Genomic DNA, 19,340 nt, shown 5'->3' on the forward strand with positions numbered 1-19,340 from the left:
CTCACCCGTGTTCCGCCGGAGGGATGCCGAAAGAGGAATGAGGGTTGAGGGAACCTGATTTCTGTAATGGCTCATGGTCGCCCTGCGGACTCTCATCCTCGTTTCGGTTCTGCGGATGGTCATCATCAGGATGGACAGGGTCCGGCTTTCCGCTTTCCTGATTGTCCTGACGTTGCGGCTGGTAGCCTGCCGGCGGGCGACCGGTCGCGCTTTCGACCACGCCGCCAAGGGTCATGCCATCGAGCGGATTGTCTTTCTTGCCGTCGCTGCGGACGCTGCGACTGGCTGTGACAGGCACACGACCAGGCGCATCAGGCGATTCGATCGTCCCGGTTTCAAAGTTGAAGACCCGCAGGATGCTCAGATGATTAAGGCGGGCGTAGGGGACCACAACCGGCGTTCCGGCACGGACATAATGCACGGCGCCGACCGGAATTCCTGTCGGCAGGAGGTCGGCCTGCCCGGATGTGACGACACGCTCTCCTTCTACCGGATGATTGTCCTGAGCATAGAAAATCAGTCTTGGGGTCAGCGAACTGTCGCCCGCCATGATGGCTGTGCCGTGACTGGATTCCAGCAGGACGGGAATACGGCTGGCGACGTCGTTGATCAGCAGGATACGGGCCGAATGTTCGCCGGTTTCCGTCACACGCCCGGCAAATCCGTCAGCGGCCAGCGCCACATCGCCGACCCGGACACCGTTGGCGGGCCCGGCGTTGATGAGAACGGCATGGGAATAAAGACCGCCGACATCGCCGATAACGCGCCCTGTCACGAATGATGGCAGCGGGTCGGGCATCCAGTGAAGATTTTCTTTCAGGGTGGCATTTTCCTGCGTCAGCGAGACGGCCACGTCATACCATCCGCGCAGGGTTTCATTCTCGGAGCGAAGCTGTGCATTTTCGTGCGCGAGATGTCCGATGCTGTGCAACTCGGAGACTGCCTCGGAAATTTCATGACCGGGCAGGGCCACGAGAGACCAGAGGGGGGACAGGACATCAGCAGTCGCCATGCGCGCCGCGACCGTGACGCGCTGATTGGCCCAGCCCAGCAGCATGATCGCGATGGACAGCAGGAGCATGGCGGGCAGCCAGAGCCGGTCCAGAGCCTGACGAATCTGGATCGAGACAGGAATCATGCTGTCGATCTTTCCGACAGCTTTGACCGGCGCGGACACGAAATCGGCCCTGTCGTCATGTCAGACAGCGCCCTGCCGGATTTCCGTCCTGATTTTTCCTCGCAGCCGCTTGACAAGGAACCCCCATATTTTGGGGGCTGTATCCCCAATCTACGCTCTTCGAGCCATAATCCTTCAGCTCTCTGCTGGTATAATGGCAAAAAGCCGCAGAGAGTGCATGGTTATTTTTCGTTAATACATTGTCGTGAGGACATTGCGCAGACGCTTCATTTCCTCAAGGGCGCGTCCCGTTCCCAGTGCAACGCAGGACAGGGGATCTTCGCCAACCGTAACCGGCAGGCCGGTTGCCAGTCGCAGAACTTCATCGAGGCGATAGAGCAGAGCGCCGCCGCCTGTCAGCACGATGCCTTTATCAACGATATCGGCGGCCAGTTCCGGCGGTGTGTTCTCCAGCGTCAGTTTGACGGCTTCGATGATCTGGGTGATCGGCTCGGCAAGGCTGTCAGCAATCTGCGCCTGCGACACAACCACTTCGCGAGGCGCGCCTGTGATCAGATCACGCCCCTTCACGTTCTGGAGCGGGCCGGGATCGTTCGGATCGTCGGGCATCATGGCCGAACCGATGGACATCTTGATCCGTTCGGCTGAACTCTCGCCGATCAGCAGGTTATGCATCCGGCGGATGTAGGAGATGATCGCCTCATCCATCTTGTCGCCGCCGACGCGCACGGAGCGGGCATAGACGATTCCACCGAGAGAGATGACGGCGACTTCCGTGGTGCCGCCGCCGATATCGACGATCATGCTGCCGGACGGCTCGGTGACAGGAAGGCCTGCGCCGATGGCCGCCGCCATGGGTTCCTCGATCAGGAACACGCGGCGTGCTCCGGCGCTTTCGGCGCTTTCCTGAATGGCGCGGCGCTCGACGGCCGTCGAGCCGGAGGGGACGCACACGATGACCTGTGGGCTGGCGAAAATGCTTCTGTTATGAACGCGGCGGATGAAGTGCTTGATCATCTCTTCCGCGACTTCGAAGTCGGCAATCACGCCATCGCGCATCGGGCGGATCGCCATGATGTTGCCGGGTGTGCGCCCGACCATCTGCTTGGCTTCCTCACCGACGGCGAGAACCTGTTTTTTGCCACGTGAGTCGGCAATGGCCACAACGGACGGTTCGTTCAGAACGATACCGCGGCCTTTGACATACACCAGCGTATTGGCGGTGCCGAGGTCGATGGCCATGTCGGCCGACATGAGACCCAGCAGGCGAGCGAACATCCAAAACTCCTGGCCAGCAGTCATGCGCGCACTGAGGTCGTGCGGCATAATGAAACCCGCATGACGTGAGGGACGCCAGTTTTCCAGGTGCGAAGAACGCGGGAAGCATGTGTCGGTCGCGCATGCAGGTTGGTTGCGACGCTTAGCGAGGCTGGGATGACACCGCAAGGGCTGACATGCAGAAACTATGGGACAGGCAGGGCGTTCCTGATTTGGCCATAAATCTCTTTCAGAGTGTTCTAAAGCAGGAATCCGCATCCATGTAGTGTTCTGGATTTCCTGCTTCCCGTCAGACAGGCGGGGAACTTCCGGAAACGCTTCGTCGTTTTTGCTTGTACTGCGCCTGACGAGTCTCCGGTGAGGCGGTCAACGCGGTGTGCCATGAAGATCAGGGAGTGGCGTCATGAGAGAAAATATAATTAAAAAACCGAAATCCGGTCGATGGGGCGTGCGTCTGCTGGCTATGGCCGGGCTGATGTCCATGTCTGTACTGACCGGATGCGGCAATCCTTATGATTCCGGAGCGCGTGCGGGGAGTGGCGCCCTGATTGGCGCGGGTGGCGGTGCGGCGATCGGCGCTCTTGCCGGAGGTGGTCAGGGTGCGCTCATTGGCGCGCTGGCCGGTGGAGGAACGGGAGCGGCGGTGGGGGCCGCGACAACGCCCAATCCGCCGAAGGCTGGTAATCGCAGACGTTGATACCTGCCGCTTTTCAGGGCAGGGAGACGTCTGAGAGAAAGGGGCAAGCTGCGGCGGACCAATAGTCCACAGCTTGCTGCCGGACATAACGAATGGATGGCAAAGACAGTGAACAGACAGAAGGCTTGCGGCATTGCGATTCTGGCTCTGCCGCTTTTCCTCTCCTCTTGCGGCGATCCGTACAGCCCGGGGCAGAGAGCTGGTAACGGTGCGCTGATAGGTGGAGGCACCGGGGCTGCTATCGGCGCGTTGGCCGGAGGCGGTCGTGGCGCGGCCATTGGCGCCCTCGCGGGTGGTCTGCTCGGGGCAGGGACCGGAGCGCTGACCACGCCCAACCGTCCCGGTGGTGGTTACACGCAGGGTTATCAGCAGCCTCAGGCCGTCTCCCCCCAGCAGCAGTATCAGACCCAGCAGCGCTACCAGCAGAGTGGCTATCAGGGCGGGTATAATGGTGTCTCGCAGCAGGGCACTACGAATTATCCCCGTACCTATGGTGGTTATCCTGCTGGTTATGCCCCTCAGCAGGGTTATTGACAGCCAGAGAGGCTGAAAGGAACGGGACGCAGTGTCGTTCCGGCATTTCTGTTGCGTCGTTACCGCTTTTCCGCTAAAGAGCGCGCCTCGCGTCGGCACCCCTGGAGGCCGACGTCCGTTCGCATACTTAGGAGTTGATACAGTGGCGACGAAACTGATTTCCATCGAAGCATCCAAGCGCGCGAACGCAGGTAAGGGGGCAGCGCGCGCAACCCGACGTGCGGGCCTTGTTCCGGCTGTCGTGTATGGTGCAAAGGCTGAAGCTTCCCTTATCGCGCTCGATCCGCGCGTCATCATGCGCGAGCTGCACAAGCCGGGCTGGCGTTCGCATGTCTACGAAATCAAGGCTGGCGATCTCAGCGAGCGCGCCCTGATGCGTGACATCCAGTTCCATCCGGTGTCCGATGCGCCGATCCATGTTGACTTCCAGCGCCTTGCGCCGGGACAGAAGGTCCATGTCGAGATCGCCGTGCATGTCGATGGTGAAGACAGCTCCCCCGGCATCAAGCGCGGTGGCGTGCTCAATATCGTTCTTCACACGATCGAAGTGACGGCTGACCCGACCAACATCCCTGAAGTCTTTACGGTTGACGTGTCGGCTCTGGATATCAACGACAACGTGCGTTGGGACGATCTGAAGGGCACCGAGGGTGTGACCCCGGTTCTGCAGACCCCGAACTTCGTCGTTGCAACGATCGCGGCTCCGACCGTGGACGTTGAGGAAGGCGCTGCGGCTTCGGCTGCTGTATAAAAACAGAAGGAGGCCCGTCGGGTCGGGAGCATAGCTTCCGGCCTCGGGACAGACCGCCATGCAACCGGCGATCCAGCTCTGGGTTGGGCTCGGTAATCCCGAGACTTCCATGAGCCATAACCGCCACAATATCGGCTTCATGGCGGTCGACTCCATTGCGTCACGTCACGGTTTTTCGCCGTGGCGAAAGCGCTTTCGCGGCGAGATCGCGGAAGGACGGATCGGCACCAGCAAGGTGCTGCTCCTCAAGCCGATGACCTACATGAACGCATCCGGCGACAGCATCCGCGAAGCCGCGACGTTCTATAAAATCTCCCCCGATGCCATCATCGTCTTCCATGACGAGCTTGATCTTGCTCCCGGCAAGGTGCGCATCAAGAAGGGAGGAGGAGCCGCTGGTCATAACGGCCTGCGCTCGACCGACAGACAGCTTGGTACACAGGATTACTGGCGCGTGCGCCTAGGCATCGGCCATCCCGGTTCGAAGGAACGTGTCCACGGCTGGGTTCTCGGGGACTTCGCCAAGGCCGATCAGCCGTGGCTTGAAGACCTGCTGGACGCCGTGTCCGATACTGCGCCCCTGCTTGCTGCGGGGCAGCGCGAAGACTGTATGACGCGTATTGCGCTTCTCACGGCAAACAGCCCCAAACCAACAATTCCCGGCCAGAAGGCAGGAGAAACAGGAGTGAAAGACTGATGGGCTTCAACTGCGGCATCGTCGGACTGCCCAATGTCGGTAAATCCACCCTGTTCAACGCCCTGACGGCCACGGCCTCGGCACAGGCGGCGAACTATCCGTTCTGCACCATCGAGCCGAATGTCGGTCGCGTCGCCGTGCCCGATCCGCGCCTTGCGGAACTGGCGCGGATCGGCAAGTCGCAGAAAATCCTGCCGACCAGCCTTGAATTCGTGGATATCGCCGGTCTCGTGCGTGGGGCTTCACGCGGTGAAGGGCTGGGAAATCAGTTCCTCGCCAATATTCGCGAAGTGGACGCCATCATTCACGTCCTGCGCTGCTTCGAGGATGACGACATTACCCATGTTGAGGGCGGTGTTGACCCGGTTCGGGACGCCGAGATCATCGAGACCGAACTGATGCTGGCCGATCTCGACTCTCTCGAAAAGCGCATCGTGCCTTTGCAGAAAAAGGCCAAGTCGAACGATCGTGATGCGCTGGCTCAGGTCGAGGTGATGGAGCCTCTGATCGAGGCGCTGCGCGAAGGCAAGCCTGCCCGCACGGCCATTCCGGAAGGCAAGGAACTGATCGCCGAGCGTCTTCAGCTCATGACGACGAAGCCCGTACTTTATGTCTGCAATGTCGAGGAAAGCTCGGCCGCAACGGGCAACAGCTTTTCCGCTCAGGTCGAAGAGCGTGCGAAAGCCGAAGGCGCGGCCTGCGTCATCGTATCCGCCGCGATCGAGGCCGAGGTCAGCCAGCTTCCTCAGGAAGACCAGAAGGAATTTCTGGAAGGTCTTGGCCTGTCAGACAGTGGTCTCGATCGTGTCATCGCCGCGGGTTACAAACTGCTCGGCCTGAGCACCTATTTCACTGTCGGTCCGAAAGAGACCCGGGCCTGGACCATCACGGCCGGCACGAAGGCTCCTCAGGCCGCCGCCGTCATTCATAATGATTTCGAGCGAGGCTTCATCGCCTGCGAAACGGTCGCCTATGACGACTATGTGAAATACAATGGTGAGGCAGGGGCAAAAGAAGCGGGCAAGATGCGGATCGAAGGCCGTGACTATATCGTTCACGACGGCGATGTGCTGCTATTCCGTTTCAATGTCTGAGACATCAACTTTATAGAAGAAGAGGGTAGGGGACCGTAAATGAGCGCCAGCATGAAGGCGGAAGCGACAGACTCCAATGCGATCGCGGGCATGGCCCGGGCCGCACGGATCGCAGCGCGGACGCTGGCCCAGTCCCCAACCGCTCTGCGCGACAAGGCTCTCTGGGCTGCCGCCAATGCTCTGCGTGAACAGCAGAACGCCATCCTCGAAGCCAATGCGAAGGATCTTGCCGCCTATACAGGCAGCGATGCCTTCCGTGACCGTCTGACATTGACCGCCGAGCGCGTCGAGGGGATGGCGAAGGGGCTGGAGGACATGGCTGATCTTTCCGATCCTGTTGGCCGTATCCTCACGGAATGGACACGTCCCAACGGTCTGAAAATCCGTCGTGTCGCGACACCCATCGGTGTGCTTGGCGTGATTTATGAAAGCCGTCCGAATGTCGGGGCGGATGCAGCCGGTCTCTGTATCAAATCGGGCAATGCCGTGATTCTGCGGGGTGGTTCGGAGAGCTTCCATTCCGCGCAGGCGATTCATGCCGCGATGGCCACCGGTCTTGAAGCCGCAGGCCTTCCCGTGGACGCCGTGCAGGTGGCGCCCAGCGTCGATCGTAAGCATGTTGCCGATATGCTGGTGGCGTCCGGTCTGATCGATCTCATCATTCCCCGTGGCGGCAAATCCCTTGTCGAGCGCGTGCAGAACGAGGCGCGTATCCCTGTGCTCTCGCATGCCGAGGGGCTGTGCCACACCTACATTCACGCTGCCGCCGAGCCGCAGATGGCCCGGCGTGTTCTGGCTAACGCCAAGATGCGTCGTCCCGGAATCTGTGGTTCCACCGAGACGCTGCTGATCGACAATGCCATCGCATCGGAGTTGCTGCCCGGGATTGTCAGTGACCTGCGGGAGCTTGGCTGCGATTTCCGTGCCGACGAGCGCGCCCGTCACATCGTGCCCGGTCTTGAGCCTGCCGCTGACGAGGATTTTGCGACCGAATGGCTGGCCCCGGTTCTCTCCATTGCCGTTGTGGATGGTGTGGAGGCCGCGCTGGCTCACATTGCCCGTTATGGCAGCGGCCATACCGAGGCGATCATCACCTCCGACGAAGCTGTGGCGACCCGCTTTCTGAACGGCACGGACAGTGCTGTCGTCATGTGGAACGCGTCCACGCAGTTCTGCGATGGCGGTGAGTTCGGATTCGGAGCGGAAATCGGCATTGCCACCGGTCGTATCCATGCTCGCGGTCCAGTCGGTCTCGAACAACTCACGACCTTCCGTTACGAAGTCATCGGGACAGGCCAGACCCGTTCATAAGTCTGCCGTGACCTTCCATCACGATACGATCCCGATCCGGGGAGATCGCCGCGCGGTGCGGATCGGTCTCCTCGGCGGATCATTCAATCCCGCGCATGAGGGGCATATCCAGATTGCGCTTCGGGCGCTGCATCTGCTGGGTCTCGATCAGGTCTGGCTGATGGTCTCGCCGGGCAATCCGCTCAAACCACGTAAAGGGATGGCGTCGCTTGCCGAGCGTCTGGCGTCGGTCGAGCGGCTGGCGACCGACCGCCGGCTCATTCCCACGGATATCGAGGTCGCTCTCGGCACACGCTACGCCTTTGACACCATGCGGGCTCTCAGGCGTCGTTTTCCCCGAGTCCGTTTCGTCTGGCTTATGGGTACGGATGTTTTTGCCGAACTGCCCCGCTGGTATCGCTGGCAGGCCTTTCTCAGGCAGGTTCCGCTTGCTGTCATGCCGCGTCCGGGCAGCAATGCCGCAGCGCTGCATGGCAAGATTGCGGGGCGTCTGAGCCACTGTCGTCTGCCAGTCGGAAAAATTCGACAGCTTCCCGATAAAACGCCCCCGGTCTGGGCTTTTCTTCCTGGCCCGCAAAACGGTATATCGGCAACAGCCCTGCGACGCGCGGGACACACAGAATCCTTATTCCGGACAGATCGGGCAGCCACCCGGCAGGAGACACGGTCATAGCCAGAAAGCCCCCCACCGATACGGACACGACGGATCGTCGCCCGGTCGCCGCGAAAGCTGGAGCGTCGAAGGCGCCGGCAAAATCCAGAACGCCCAAGGCGGTCGATCCGGGCCTTGCCGCTGTGGCAAAGGCTCCCGGTACGCCGCGCAAGAAAGCCGCAGCGGCAGGTCCTGCGAAGGAAGGCAAGAAACGTCCTCATGCACCCGCTGATGAGCTCGAAAAATATCTCGGCATCATCACGGAAAGCATCGACGACGATAAGGGTGAGGACATTGTCGTCATTGACCTGACCGGGCGGGCCTCTTTCGCGGACCGTATGGTCATTGCGACGGGTGTGGCGGATCGTCAGATTGCCGCGATGGCCCAGCATATCGAGCGCAAGCTGAAGGAAGTCGGTCTGAAGCGCATCCTCGTCGAAGGCGCGAACGGCTCTGACTGGGTGCTGATCGATGTCGGCGATATCGTGATCCATCTGTTCAAGGCGGAAGCGCGCGCGCTTTACGGTCTGGAGCAGATGTGGGGCACGGATTTTGATGGTGCCGATGGGGGAGAGATTACCACTCTCTGATAAATATTATTAAAGAAGGAAAAGGTTGAATAACCTTTTCCTTTATTTTTAAGGAAGGTTTTTAAATTGGAAAATACTAAACCTTTCGTTTTTGTGCTTATGCCATTTGATAAAATTTTCGATGACGTCTATAATTTAGGAATAAAAAGTGCCGTTGAGCAAAGCGGAATGTTTTGTCAAAGAGTAGATGAACAGATTTTTCATCAAGAAAATATTCTTACCCGAATCTATAATCAAATAAATACGGCTGATGTGATTGTTGCTGATATGACTGGCCGTAATCCTAATGTATTTTATGAAGTTGGGTATGCTCATGCAAAAGGAAAATTATGTATTCTCCTCACGGATAATTCCCAAGATATTCCATTTGATCTAAAACACCATAGGCATCTTGTTTATAATTCAGTATCTCATTTGAGAGATCAATTAACGAGTGATTTAAAGCATGTTTTAGTGGAATCTGAAAAGCCAATTGTTGTTTCTCTTAATAATATAGAAGGAGATTTGGAAAAAACTGAATATACGGCAACTGCAATTGTTACTGTATCGTTTGATATACAAAATAAAACAGATACACAATCACCTGAGATCGAAACAATATATTTTTATACTGGAAAGGGGTGGTATTTTAGTCAGGACGGTCAGGAGTGTATGTCAACTGAATCAGATATGCCCGATTTTGGACAGAGACATTTTATTAAAAGCCCAGTCTCGCGTATTGGGCGCAAAGGATGGGTTCCTTTGAAATTGATTGGGAGAAAGGTGATGGGCCGTTCGTGGCATGGTGATGAATTGCAAGATAGTTATGATTTAAATGGTTTCGCATTAATGAAGGTGCGGACACCCTATCAGGATTTTCTATCGCGAATAGAATTAAAGATTACTGCTGACACGATTCCATTTTGAATATTTTATAGAGAGTGGCTTTCATTATCAAAAAGACATTTAAAGTTATTGCATTATATCACACCCGTCGCACCACGTAACGCTCTCGCAACGCCTCGGTGATCTGTTCCGCATGCTGAGGATCGCGCGCCTCGATCATCACTTCCAGTTCCGCAGCCTGCACCGATGGCGCGGCAAACAGACGCTGATGAGAAACTTCGAGGATATTACCGTTAGCCTCGCCTATCGTTTTTGAAATATCCGCCAGTATGCCAGGACGATCAGGAATCTGCATGATCAGTCGCAGCAGCCTTCCGTCACGTAGCATGGCGCGCAGCAGCGTATTGGCCAGAATGCGCGTGTCGATATTCCCACCGCTCACGGGGAGGGCGAGGCGTTTGCCTGCGAACAGGGAGGGATTGCTCATCACGGCGGCCAGCCCTGTTGCGCCAGCACCTTCTGTCACCTGCTTGGCTCCCTCGGCCATGAGGGTGATCGCATTTTCCACGTCGCGTTCGGACACGACCACGACCCGAGAGACGAGTTGCTGGATGACCTCATGCGTCCGGCGACCGATCTGCATCACCGCAATGCCTTCGGCAATGGTTGCGCCACCGCAAGGCATGATTTCGGGGCCGGGAAAGGCTGACAGGGAGGAGTAGCTTTCCACCTGCACGCCGATCAGTTCAATCTCGGGACGCATGGCCTTTGCCGCAACAGCCATGCCGGAGAGAAGGCCGCCACCACCAATCGGCACAACGAGCGCATCCAGCGGGCCGGCGTCTTCCAGAAGCTCCAGCGCACATGTGCCCTGACCAGCCATGACCGCATCGTCGTCGTAGGGATGGATGAAAACCCGGCCTTCGCGTTCCTGAAGGTCTTTGGCGAAAAGAGAGGCTTCGGCAAAATTGTTGCCCTCAAGCACAACCCGTGCGCCCCAGCCTTCGGTCCGTGTCACCTTGGACGCCGGAGTAAAGCGCGGCATGACGATCACGGCGTCAATGCCCAGCAGGCTGGCATGACGCGCCACGCCCTGCGCATGATTGCCCGCCGAGACGGCGATCACGCCACGGGCGCGTTCTTCCGGTGTCAGCAGCGCCAGCTTGTTCGCAGCGCCGCGTTCCTTGAACGATCCGACCGCCTGAAGATTTTCAAGCTTCAGCGTGATTTCCGCCCCGACTGACTTCGACAGGGAGTGAGACGGGATGGTGGGCGTGCGCAGTACACGCCCTTCGATCCGCCGGGCAGCGGCCGTGATGTCTTCGAACGTGATCACGCGGGCAGCTTTCCTCAGGCGTAAAAGACGGCGGTGATCTCGTAGCTCCGGTCGCCGCCGGGCGCGGGTACGGAGACCGTGTCACCCAGCGACTTGCCGATGAGTGATTTTGCCAGTGGCGAGGAAATGGAGAGAAGGCCCTGCTTGATGTCGGCCTCATACATGCCGACGATCTGGTAGCGCACTTCCTTCTCTGTCTCCTCGTCAATCAGGGTGACGCGTGCGCCGAATTTCACCTGATCACCAGAGAACTTGGAAGGGTCGATCACCTCGGCTGTCGAGACGATTTCCTCAAGTTCCAGCACACGCCCTTCAATGAACGACTGACGCTCGCGGGCGGCGTGATATTCCGCGTTTTCCGAAAGATCGCCGTGCTCTCGGGCTTCTGCAATCGCACGAATAACGGCCGGACGCTCCGAAGACTTGAGATGACGGAGTTCGTCCTCAAGTCGCTGCAGGCCGGAAGCGGTCATCGGAGTTTTCTGCAAGGTGCCAATCCTCGGAAAGCGGAACATAAAAAGAGGACCAGACCGGCGAGAGCGCCAGTCCAGCCCCGTGCGAAGAGGGATAATCCCTCACGATCCGCTCAAGGGATAAACCTCTCAGCAGATCGTTTCAGAACGGTAAAATTACCGGGAGAAGGCGAGAGACGTTCAACGGGAACGCCCCTCATCTACTCAGAACGATCCGTTAAAATAGGACTGAAGCGGCGCAACTTCAAGCGGACCCTCGCGCATCGCTGCAATTGCGTGAATTGCGGCCCGGGCTCCGGCCATCGTGGTGAAGTTGGGCACGCCCATCGTCAGGGCCGAGCGACGGATGTCATAGCTGTCCTTCACGGACTGCCCGCCCTGCACTGTATTGATGACCATCTGGACTTCGCCGGAACGGATAGCGTCCACGCAGTGGGGGCGACCTTCCAGCACCTTGTTCACGATCTTCACTTCAATGCCCGCGTCACTCAGGCCTTTCGCCGTGCCGCTCGTCGCCAGAATGGTGAAGCCCATATCGGCGAGCATACGGCCCAGACGGGGCAGATGGGTCTTGTCTCCGTCACGCACCGACAGGAACACCGCGCCGGACATCGGCAGCTTCACGCCCGCAGCAAGCTGCGACTTGGCGAAAGCCCGCTCGAACGAGGTATCGAGGCCCATGACTTCGCCGGTGGAGCGCATTTCCGGGCCGAGGATCGTGTCCACGTCCTGGAAACGGTGGAACGGGAAGACGGCTTCCTTCACCGCCACGTGCGGCACGACGGCCCGATCATCCAGCGTGAATTCGGACAGTTTCGTACCGGCCATCACCCGGGCGCCGATCTTGGCCACCGGAACGCCCGTCGCCTTCGCCACGAACGGTACGGTGCGGGAGGCGCGAGGGTTTACTTCCAGAACGAAAACGTCCTGACCCTTGATCGCATACTGCACGTTCATCAGACCAACGATGCCGAGTTCACGCGCCATGGCTTCGGTCTGGGCCTTCAGCTCCGTCACGATGGCCGGGGAGAGCGTGTAGGGCGGCAGGGCGCAGGCGCTGTCGCCAGAATGGATGCCGGCTTCCTCGATGTGCTCCATGACGCCCGCGACATAAACCTCGTTGCCGTCGGCAATGCAGTCCACGTCGGCTTCGATGGCGTCGTTCAGATAGTGGTCGATCAGAACGGGGCCGTTCGCCACTTCCGCACCGGCGAGCTGCAATGCGACTTTCATGTAGCGCTGGAGGCTGGACCGGTCATGCACGATCTCCATCGCGCGACCGCCCAGAACGTAGGACGGGCGCACGACAACCGGATAACCGATCTGCTCGGCGATATCCTCGGCTTCGGCGGGAGAGCGGGCGATGCCGTTGGCTGGCTGACGCAGACCAAGCTTGCGGAGCAGGGCCTGAAAGCGCTCGCGGTCCTCGGCACGGTCGATCGCGTCGGCAGGCGTGCCGAGCAGCGGGATGCCCGCTTCTTCGAGAGCGCGGGACAGCTTGAGCGGCGTCTGGCCGCCATACTGCACGATGCAGCCCAGAACCTCGCCTTTTTCCTGCTCAAGCCGGATCAGCGCGATGACATCCTCGCTCGTCAAAGGCTCGAAATACAGACGGTCGGACGTGTCGTAGTCCGTCGAGACTGTCTCGGGGTTGCAGTTGACCATGATGGTCTCAAGCCCGGCTTCACGCAGAGCGTAGGCGGCATGGACGCAGCAATAGTCGAACTCGATGCCCTGACCGATCCGGTTCGGGCCGCCGCCGAGAATGACGACCTTTTTGCGGCTGGTCGGGTTGGACTCGCAGATAGGCTGGCCGAAGCGGTTCTCGTAGGTCGAATACATATACGGCGTGGCGGAGGCGAACTCACCCGCGCAGGTGTCGATGCGCTTGTAAACCGGCTTCACGCCAGTCTTCTCACGCAGGGCGGAGACTTCGCTGGCCTGCGTGCCGGACAGGCGGGCAAGCTGCACGTCCGAGAAACCCATCGCTTTCAGGCGACGCAGGCTCTGAGCATCTTCCGGCAGTCCCCTGTCGAGCACTTCGCGTTCGGCCTGAACGATCTTTTCAAGCTCGCGCAGGAACCACGGTTCGAACTTGCAGGCGGCGGCGATCTCCTCAACGGACAGACCGGCACGGAGCGCCTGTGCGGCCATCAGGATGCGCTCCGGACGCGGCTGCGACAGTTCGGCGCGGAACGCGTCCACACCGCCGTCGCCGGGAGCCTCGACCGGGTCCAGCCCGACAAGTCCGGTTTCCATCGAGCGCAGACCCTTCTGGAGCGCCTCGGGGAAGGAGCGGCCGATGGCCATCGCCTCGCCAACCGACTTCATGGAGGTGGAGAGCAGGGCGGGGGTGCCGGGGAATTTCTCGAACGTGAAGCGGGGGATCTTCACGACGACATAGTCGATGGTTGGCTCGAAGGAGGCCGGGGTCGAGCCGGTGATGTCGTTGGTCAGTTCGTCCAGCGTGTAGCCGACGGCCAGCTTCGCCGCGATCTTGGCGATCGGGAAGCCGGTCGCCTTGGAGGCCAGCGCCGAGGAACGTGACACGCGCGGGTTCATCTCGATGACGACCATGCGGCCATCCTTCGGGTTGACGCCGAACTGCACGTTGGAGCCGCCTGTCTCGACGCCGATCGCCCGCAGACAGGCGATGGAGGCGTCACGCATCCGCTGATATTCCTTGTCGGTCAGCGTCAGCGCCGGGGCGACGGTGATGGAGTCACCGGTATGCACGCCCATCGGGTCGATGTTCTCGATGGAGCAGACGATGATGCAGTTGTCCGCCTTGTCGCGGACGACTTCCATCTCGAATTCTTTCCAGCCCAGCACCGACTCTTCGACCAGCACTTCCGTCGTCGGAGAGGCGTCGAGTCCACCGGCGACGATCTGGTCGAACTCTTCCTTGTTGTAAGCGATGCCGCCGCCCGCGCCGCCCATGGTGAAGGAGGGGCGGATGATGGCCGGGAGCCCCACATGCGTCAGCGCCTCGCGGGCTTCTTCCAGCGTGTGCGCGATGAAGCTCTTCGGGCTCTCGATGCCGATGGCGTCCATCGCCTCGCGGAACTTCTGACGGTCCTCGGCGCGGTCGATCACATCCGCCTTCGCACCGATCAGCTCGACATTGTGCTTCACGAGGAAACCGGAAGCATCCAGCGCCATGGCGGCATTGAGCGCCGTCTGACCGCCCATGGTCGGCAGGATCGCGTCCGGCTTCTCCTTGAGGATGATCCGCTCCACGAATTCCGGCGTGATCGGCTCGATATAGGTCGCGTCCGCCAGACCCGGATCTGTCATGATCGTGGCCGGATTCGAATTCAGCAGGATGACGCGGTAGCCTTCCTCACGCAGCGCCTTGCACGCCTGCGCGCCGGAATAGTCGAACTCACAGGCCTGACCGATAACAATCGGACCAGCGCCGATGATCAGGATAGAGCGGATATCTGTCCGTTTGGGCATGATCAGTCCTTTTGGTCAGTCGTCTGAGTCGGCCGGGTCGGTGCCCATGGTCCGAATACGGTGAAGATAGTTTTCAAAAAGCGGCACGGTGAACGCCGTCTCGCCGTGAGCCGGGCTGTAGACCATGCCCTTGCGGATCAGCGTCGCCCGCACCGGGGCCACGGCCTGCGTACGGGAGCCCATGCGTTCGGCGATTTCCCCGGAACGGTGAGAGCCTTCGCCAAGTTCCGCCATTGCCTGACAGTATTCCCGTTCGCGGGGCGTCAGGCGGGCGTAGCGCATCCGGAAAAAACCGCCATCCAGCGAGGTGAGTGACACTTCGGTCGCCACATCGATGTCGCCTTTGAGAATGCGGTCGCCATGCGCCACGTTCCACGCATGATAGGCCCATTCCTGAAGGAAATAGGGGTAGCCCCGCGTGATGCGGACCACTTCCGCGACGGCTTCCGGTGTGAAATCCACTTTTTCCCGTGCTGCGGGTGTGCGGAGGGCATCTTCGCACTCGGCGGGAGAAAGTGGGCCGAGGATGGGGAACTCGAACAGGCGCTCGGCATAGGATTTGGCCTGCCCGATCAGCGAGACCAGATGCGGCAGACCCGCGCCGACCAGCACGATGGGCAGACCTTCACGCATGACCCGGTGCATCGCCATGATGACTGCTGAGAGGTCGGCCTCGGAGAGATTCTGGATCTCGTCGATGAACAGCGCCACGCCGGTATGACGGGACTGCGCTGCGTGGCCGAGAGCCGAGATCATGTCTGGCAGGTCGGTGGTCAGGTCACCAGTGTCGGCGGTGCCGTGCTCCGGTTCCACGTCCAGTTCGATGCTGAACCCAAGCACGGACTGGATACGCAGGCCGCTGGCGAAACTTTTCAGGACGCGTAGGCCGCGTTTGACCTGCTCCGTCACCGCGCCCAGACGATCCAGTTCCAGCATCATCCGACGCAGATGCGGAACCAGAGTGGCGCCGAGCGGCTTTTCTTCCTCGGCTTCGACAAAGCAGGTCAGATACCCGGCGCTTTTCGCCAGTTGCTCGACGCGGGCCAGCACGACCGTTTTGCCCACGCCCCGCAGGCCGGTCGCGATGAAGCTGCGCGCGCTCTTTCCGCCAAGCGCGCGCTGCAACACGATTCCGGCCTGTGTGAACAGGTCTTCCCGTCCGGCAAGCTCCGGGGGAGAAGCCCCCGCTCCGGGGACATAGGGGTTACGGACAGGATCCATATGGGAAGGCTCAGGCGGCCTTTCCGTGTTTATCAATCAGCGCCACGAACCGCTCGAAAAGATAGAAACTGTCAGACGGGCCGGGGCTGGCTTCCGGATGGTACTGCACGGAGAAGGCGGGAAGCGTGGTGGAGGCGATGCCCTCGTTCGACTTGTCGAACAGGCTGATATGCGTGACTTTCACATCGTTCGGCAGCGACTTCTCATCGACGGCGAAACCGTGATTCTGGCTGGTGATCTCGACCTTGCCGGTCTCGATATCCTTCACGGGCTGGTTTGCGCCGCGATGGCCCTGCGCGAGCTTGTAGGTCTTCGCGCCGAGCGCCTGTGCGAGAAGCTGGTGGCCGAGGCAGATACCGAACACGGGAATGCCCGCATCGAGAACACCACGAATGGCGGGAACGGCGTAGGGGGCCGTGGCGGCCGGGTCGCCGGGACCATTGGAGAGGAATACGCCTTCCGGCTTGAGTTCGAGAATCTCTTCGGCGGATGTCGTTGCCGGAACGACTGTCACATCGCAGCCCGCAGCTGTCAGGCAGCGGAGAATGTTCCGCTTTGCGCCGTAATCAACCGCAACAACCTTGCGACGCTTGGTAGGCAGCGGCTTTGTGCCGGACGGCCATTCCCACACGCCTTCCGACCATGTGTAAGGCTTGGCGCATGTCACGGTCTTGGCGAGGTCCATGCCTTCCAGACCCGGCCATGCGACAGCTTTCGCCTTGGCGGCGTCGAGGTCGATCTGACCGTTGCTGACGGCTACGAGCACGGCGGTCTGCGGTCCCCCGTCGCGGATGCGAAGAGTCAGCGCACGCGTGTCCACGCCGCAGATGCCCGGCACGTTCCGCTCTTTCAGCCAGGCGTCGAGGCTTTCCGTCGAGCGCCAGTTGGCCGGCTCCGTCAGATCCTGCTTCACCACGAGGCCACGGGCGGCCACGCGCAGGGCTTCGTCGTCCTCGCCGTTGGTGCCGACATTGCCGATATGAGGGAAAGTGAAGGTGATGATCTGCCCGGCAAAGGACGGATCGGTCAGTGTTTCCTGATAACCGGTCATGCCGGTGGAGAAACAGATTTCCCCGAGCGCCTCGTCAGCCGGCGCGGCTCCAAAGCCGATCCCCCAGAAGACTGTGCCATCGGCGAGAACGAGAGCGGCTGTTGCTCCCTCCGGAACCTCAGTGGCTGAGCTTGCGCGCTGTTCGGACATGATCTGTTTCCGGTTAGGGGACTCTGGAAGGGGCGGGGAAGAAGAAGGTGTTTCGGGCTGAAGCTCATCGAGCGAAATGCCTGCGGCCCGGGCCACGACGGGCCAGTGCTTTGGCGGGATGGCCCGCGCCTGACGCCATTTGCGCACGGCTTCAGTGCCGACACCAGTCAGCGCTGCGATCTTTTCAGGGCCGCCGACCCGTTCAATGATGGCTTCGACAGACAGAGACATGGCTACCTTCTCCCTACAGAACGCGCTTTTAACAGTCTGGTGGAAAAGTGGGAAGAAAATTCCCACCCCAAAGTCTGATGGGTGGGAATTTTGTTCTCTAGGCGTGTCTGGCTGTACCGGGTTCTGGGATAATGCGGCTCCAGAGGGCGGAATTTCTGACTGCGCCGACTGTATGCAGGGCGCTTCATCTGTGACGAATCGGCGCAGTCGTGTCGGGATGTCCGGTTCAGGAAAGGGTTGCGGAGAAGCCGGGTACCCTTCTCTGAATCTGGCTTGCATCAAGATTGGGTCTGCTTATGGGGAGATGCTCTGTCCCAGTGGTGTCTGGTTATTAAATGAATGATCATTTCTGAAAATATTAATCCCTCATTTATGGATTTTGACGATATTCATTATGAGGGGGCAGAAATGGAAAAGATGGATATTATAGACAAGTTAGAAGAAATTTACTCAATTGTATTCGAGCAGGAAGAAAACACCATCAATTACGTTGTTCGTCAGCTTGAAGAGGCGCGCCGCACAAACAGTCATGCGCTTATTGAAAAATGGTACTGTATTTACCGCTTCATAAGGGACCCCAAAAACCGCGTTCTCTCTACATATCCAAGGATCAATGGCCAGAAGTATAGAAGACGAAAAGCGGCGCACGGCGTAATTCTGGAAGCTGTGTGATGCTCCCTCCCGCTTTCGGAGCAGCGGGAGGATTGATCGTTTCAGTCTCGATGCGGCGACAGAAGGAAGCTGGGCGCTGATCTGCTCTGGTTGAGGGTCTTTTCTGACAGATGACGCCTCTGTTCGTCGGCGGTCCGTCAGACGTTTTGTTGCCAGCCCCAGAGGTTACAGGAGCGCCGCGACCTCGTTCCATTCGGGGGCAGCTTCGGCAGCCCCGTGTTTTGTGACGGCCAGTGCGCCACATGCGGCTGCGACTCTCACGGCAGCGTCAAAAGACAGACCGTCAGCCAGAGCCACGGCAAGACCCGCATTGAAGCAGTCTCCGGCGCCGACCGAATCAACGGCTTTGACAGGAAAAGGCGGGAGAAAACCCTTCGCGCTGTCGGTGCGCCAGTAGACGCCTCGGGCCCCCATTTTGATGATGACGGCCTTTGTGCCCCGTTCGAGCAGGAGGCGTGTCGCGGCGTCGGCATCTTCCGGGGACTTCGGCAGTATTCCGCACAGGGCCGCCGTTTCGGTCTCATTGGGCGTTATGACATCAAGCAGTGGCCAGAGAGCGTCCGGAAGGAGTTCTGTTGATGCGGGGGCCGGGTCAAGGATTACGCGCGCTCCAGCCTGCCGTCCTTTCCGGGCTGCTGCCAGAACCGCCGGAACTGGCACTTCCAGTTGCAGCAGCAGAACCGCAGCCCGTGAAAACAGATGTTCCGCATTCTGGATGTCATGCTCATCGACATGCAGGTTTGCGCCGCCGACGACCGTGATGCAGTTTTCGGCCTGCTGATCAATGCCGATCAATGCCAGCCCTGTTGCAGCGTTCCCATCCGTTCTCAGCGCTTCGAGTTCAACGCCGAACGTCTCCAGTGAGCTTCTTGCCTGAGCGCCAAAGGCGTCTGCTCCAATACGTCCCACCAGAGCGGATTGAATGGCGCGGCCTGACCCCAGTCGAGCGGCGGCGGCGGCCTGATTGGCTCCCTTTCCTCCCAGTCCGATTGTGTAGCTGTCGGCATGAACGGTCTCCCCGGGAGTGGGCAGGCGTTGCCCTCGCGCCGTGACGTCGATGTTCACGCTGCCGAAGGAGAGAATGAGTCGTGATGCTGGCATGAGTGGTCACCTGTTTCAGTCGGGCGCTAGAGCAGATCGTGATGGGGCGGACTCACCCAATCACGTGAAGATTCTTGAT

Annotated in this window: 18 protein-coding genes; 10 read left to right on the plus strand and 8 right to left on the minus strand. The window is 59.7% G+C overall.

Annotated elements, in window-relative coordinates; all coding sequences use genetic code 11:
• Position 1: 1 nt before the first annotated feature.
• Both mreC and LKE90_RS01940 read right to left on the minus strand, forming a co-directional pair.
• Positions 2-1,177: a rod shape-determining protein MreC gene (gene mreC / locus LKE90_RS01935; RefSeq protein WP_291491152.1), complete on the minus strand. Its 1,176-nt coding sequence runs from the start codon at positions 1,175-1,177 to the stop codon at positions 2-4.
• A gap of 192 nt (positions 1,178-1,369) precedes the next feature.
• Complete coding sequence (locus LKE90_RS01940; protein WP_077814381.1) at positions 1,370-2,416, minus strand: rod shape-determining protein; 1,047 nt, start codon at positions 2,414-2,416, stop codon at positions 1,370-1,372.
• A gap of 463 nt (positions 2,417-2,879) precedes the next feature.
• Between LKE90_RS01940 and LKE90_RS01945 the strand changes: the two genes are divergently transcribed.
• The 9 genes from LKE90_RS01945 (at position 2,880) to LKE90_RS01985 (ending at position 9,648) form a co-directional block, all read left to right on the plus strand.
• Positions 2,880-3,113, plus strand: coding sequence for a hypothetical protein (locus LKE90_RS01945; RefSeq protein WP_407066038.1), 234 nt, complete (start codon positions 2,880-2,882; stop codon positions 3,111-3,113).
• Positions 3,114-3,209: 96 nt separating this feature from the next.
• On the plus strand, positions 3,210-3,647 hold the full coding sequence (locus LKE90_RS01950) for a YMGG-like glycine zipper-containing protein (RefSeq protein ID WP_291491154.1): 438 nt from the start codon (positions 3,210-3,212) through the stop codon (positions 3,645-3,647).
• A 142-nt stretch (positions 3,648-3,789) separates the two neighbouring features.
• A complete protein-coding gene (locus tag LKE90_RS01955; RefSeq protein WP_291491156.1) occupies positions 3,790-4,398 on the plus strand; it encodes a 50S ribosomal protein L25/general stress protein Ctc in 609 nt (202 codons plus the stop codon).
• Positions 4,399-4,468: 70 nt separating this feature from the next.
• Entirely contained in the window at positions 4,469-5,095 is a 627-nt protein-coding gene (gene pth / locus LKE90_RS01960) for an aminoacyl-tRNA hydrolase (protein ID WP_291491278.1), read from the plus strand.
• Positions 5,095-6,189, plus strand: coding sequence for a redox-regulated ATPase YchF (gene ychF, locus LKE90_RS01965; protein WP_291491157.1), 1,095 nt, complete (start codon positions 5,095-5,097; stop codon positions 6,187-6,189). Before pth ends, ychF begins: the two co-directional genes overlap by 1 nt.
• A 39-nt stretch (positions 6,190-6,228) precedes the next feature.
• A complete protein-coding gene (locus LKE90_RS01970; protein WP_291491158.1) occupies positions 6,229-7,500 on the plus strand; it encodes a glutamate-5-semialdehyde dehydrogenase in 1,272 nt (423 codons plus the stop codon).
• Complete coding sequence (locus LKE90_RS01975; protein WP_407066031.1) at positions 7,421-8,173, plus strand: nicotinate-nucleotide adenylyltransferase; 753 nt, start codon at positions 7,421-7,423, stop codon at positions 8,171-8,173. The genes LKE90_RS01970 and LKE90_RS01975 overlap by 80 nt, the downstream gene beginning before the upstream one ends.
• Before the next feature lie 122 nt (positions 8,174-8,295).
• The gene (rsfS, locus tag LKE90_RS01980; protein WP_291491160.1) at positions 8,296-8,742 is read left to right on the plus strand and encodes a ribosome silencing factor; all 447 of its coding nucleotides are present in this window, start codon (positions 8,296-8,298) and stop codon (positions 8,740-8,742) included.
• A gap of 66 nt (positions 8,743-8,808) precedes the next feature.
• Positions 8,809-9,648, plus strand: a complete 840-nt coding sequence (locus LKE90_RS01985; RefSeq protein WP_291491161.1) for a nucleoside 2-deoxyribosyltransferase — start codon at positions 8,809-8,811, stop codon at positions 9,646-9,648.
• A gap of 58 nt (positions 9,649-9,706) precedes the next feature.
• Here LKE90_RS01985 and LKE90_RS01990 read toward each other — a convergent pair whose 3' ends face one another.
• The 5 genes from LKE90_RS01990 to carA form a co-directional block, all read right to left on the minus strand.
• Positions 9,707-10,903: a threonine ammonia-lyase gene (locus tag LKE90_RS01990; RefSeq protein ID WP_291491162.1), complete on the minus strand. Its 1,197-nt coding sequence runs from the start codon at positions 10,901-10,903 to the stop codon at positions 9,707-9,709.
• A 14-nt stretch (positions 10,904-10,917) separates the two neighbouring features.
• Complete coding sequence (greA, locus tag LKE90_RS01995; protein ID WP_291491163.1) at positions 10,918-11,391, minus strand: transcription elongation factor GreA; 474 nt, start codon at positions 11,389-11,391, stop codon at positions 10,918-10,920.
• Positions 11,392-11,580: 189 nt separating this feature from the next.
• On the minus strand, positions 11,581-14,835 hold the full coding sequence (gene carB, locus LKE90_RS02000) for a carbamoyl-phosphate synthase large subunit (RefSeq protein ID WP_291491164.1): 3,255 nt from the start codon (positions 14,833-14,835) through the stop codon (positions 11,581-11,583).
• Between the two features lie 15 nt (positions 14,836-14,850).
• Positions 14,851-16,056 carry an ATP-binding protein gene (locus LKE90_RS02005; RefSeq protein ID WP_291491165.1) on the minus strand — a complete coding sequence of 402 codons (1,206 nt, stop codon included), beginning with the start codon at positions 16,054-16,056 and terminating at the stop codon, positions 14,851-14,853.
• 10 nt (positions 16,057-16,066) lie between these two features.
• Complete coding sequence (carA, locus tag LKE90_RS02010; protein WP_291491166.1) at positions 16,067-17,488, minus strand: glutamine-hydrolyzing carbamoyl-phosphate synthase small subunit; 1,422 nt, start codon at positions 17,486-17,488, stop codon at positions 16,067-16,069.
• A gap of 339 nt (positions 17,489-17,827) precedes the next feature.
• Between carA and LKE90_RS02015 the strand changes: the two genes are divergently transcribed.
• Positions 17,828-18,160: a hypothetical protein gene (locus LKE90_RS02015; protein WP_291491167.1), complete on the plus strand. Its 333-nt coding sequence runs from the start codon at positions 17,828-17,830 to the stop codon at positions 18,158-18,160.
• Between the two features lie 165 nt (positions 18,161-18,325).
• Here LKE90_RS02015 and rbsK read toward each other — a convergent pair whose 3' ends face one another.
• On the minus strand, positions 18,326-19,261 hold the full coding sequence (rbsK, locus tag LKE90_RS02020) for a ribokinase (RefSeq protein WP_291491168.1): 936 nt from the start codon (positions 19,259-19,261) through the stop codon (positions 18,326-18,328).
• Positions 19,262-19,340: the final 79 nt, after the last annotated feature.

The sequence above is a fragment of the Acetobacter sp. genome (assembly GCF_022483985.1).
GTDB lineage: Bacteria > Pseudomonadota > Alphaproteobacteria > Acetobacterales > Acetobacteraceae > Acetobacter.

Bases quoted from the DNA above. Each gene is read 5' to 3' on its own strand.
- LKE90_RS01975 (WP_407066031.1), top strand. From the start codon at position 7,421: ATGCTCGCGGTCCAGTCGGTCTCGAACAACTCACGACCTTCCGTTACG.
- carA (WP_291491166.1), bottom strand. From the start codon at position 17,488: ATGTCTCTGTCTGTCGAAGCCATCATTGAACGGGTCGGCGGCCCTGAA.
- LKE90_RS01950 (WP_291491154.1), top strand. From the start codon at position 3,210: ATGGCAAAGACAGTGAACAGACAGAAGGCTTGCGGCATTGCGATTCTG.
- ychF (WP_291491157.1), top strand. From the start codon at position 5,095: ATGGGCTTCAACTGCGGCATCGTCGGACTGCCCAATGTCGGTAAATCC.
- LKE90_RS01940 (WP_077814381.1), bottom strand. From the start codon at position 2,416: ATGTTCGCTCGCCTGCTGGGTCTCATGTCGGCCGACATGGCCATCGAC.
- LKE90_RS01970 (WP_291491158.1), top strand. From the start codon at position 6,229: ATGAGCGCCAGCATGAAGGCGGAAGCGACAGACTCCAATGCGATCGCG.
- LKE90_RS02015 (WP_291491167.1), top strand. From the start codon at position 17,828: ATGATCATTTCTGAAAATATTAATCCCTCATTTATGGATTTTGACGAT.
- carB (WP_291491164.1), bottom strand. From the start codon at position 14,835: ATGCCCAAACGGACAGATATCCGCTCTATCCTGATCATCGGCGCTGGT.
- LKE90_RS02005 (WP_291491165.1), bottom strand. From the start codon at position 16,056: ATGGATCCTGTCCGTAACCCCTATGTCCCCGGAGCGGGGGCTTCTCCC.
- rbsK (WP_291491168.1), bottom strand. From the start codon at position 19,261: ATGCCAGCATCACGACTCATTCTCTCCTTCGGCAGCGTGAACATCGAC.
- LKE90_RS01945 (WP_407066038.1), top strand. From the start codon at position 2,880: ATGGCCGGGCTGATGTCCATGTCTGTACTGACCGGATGCGGCAATCCT.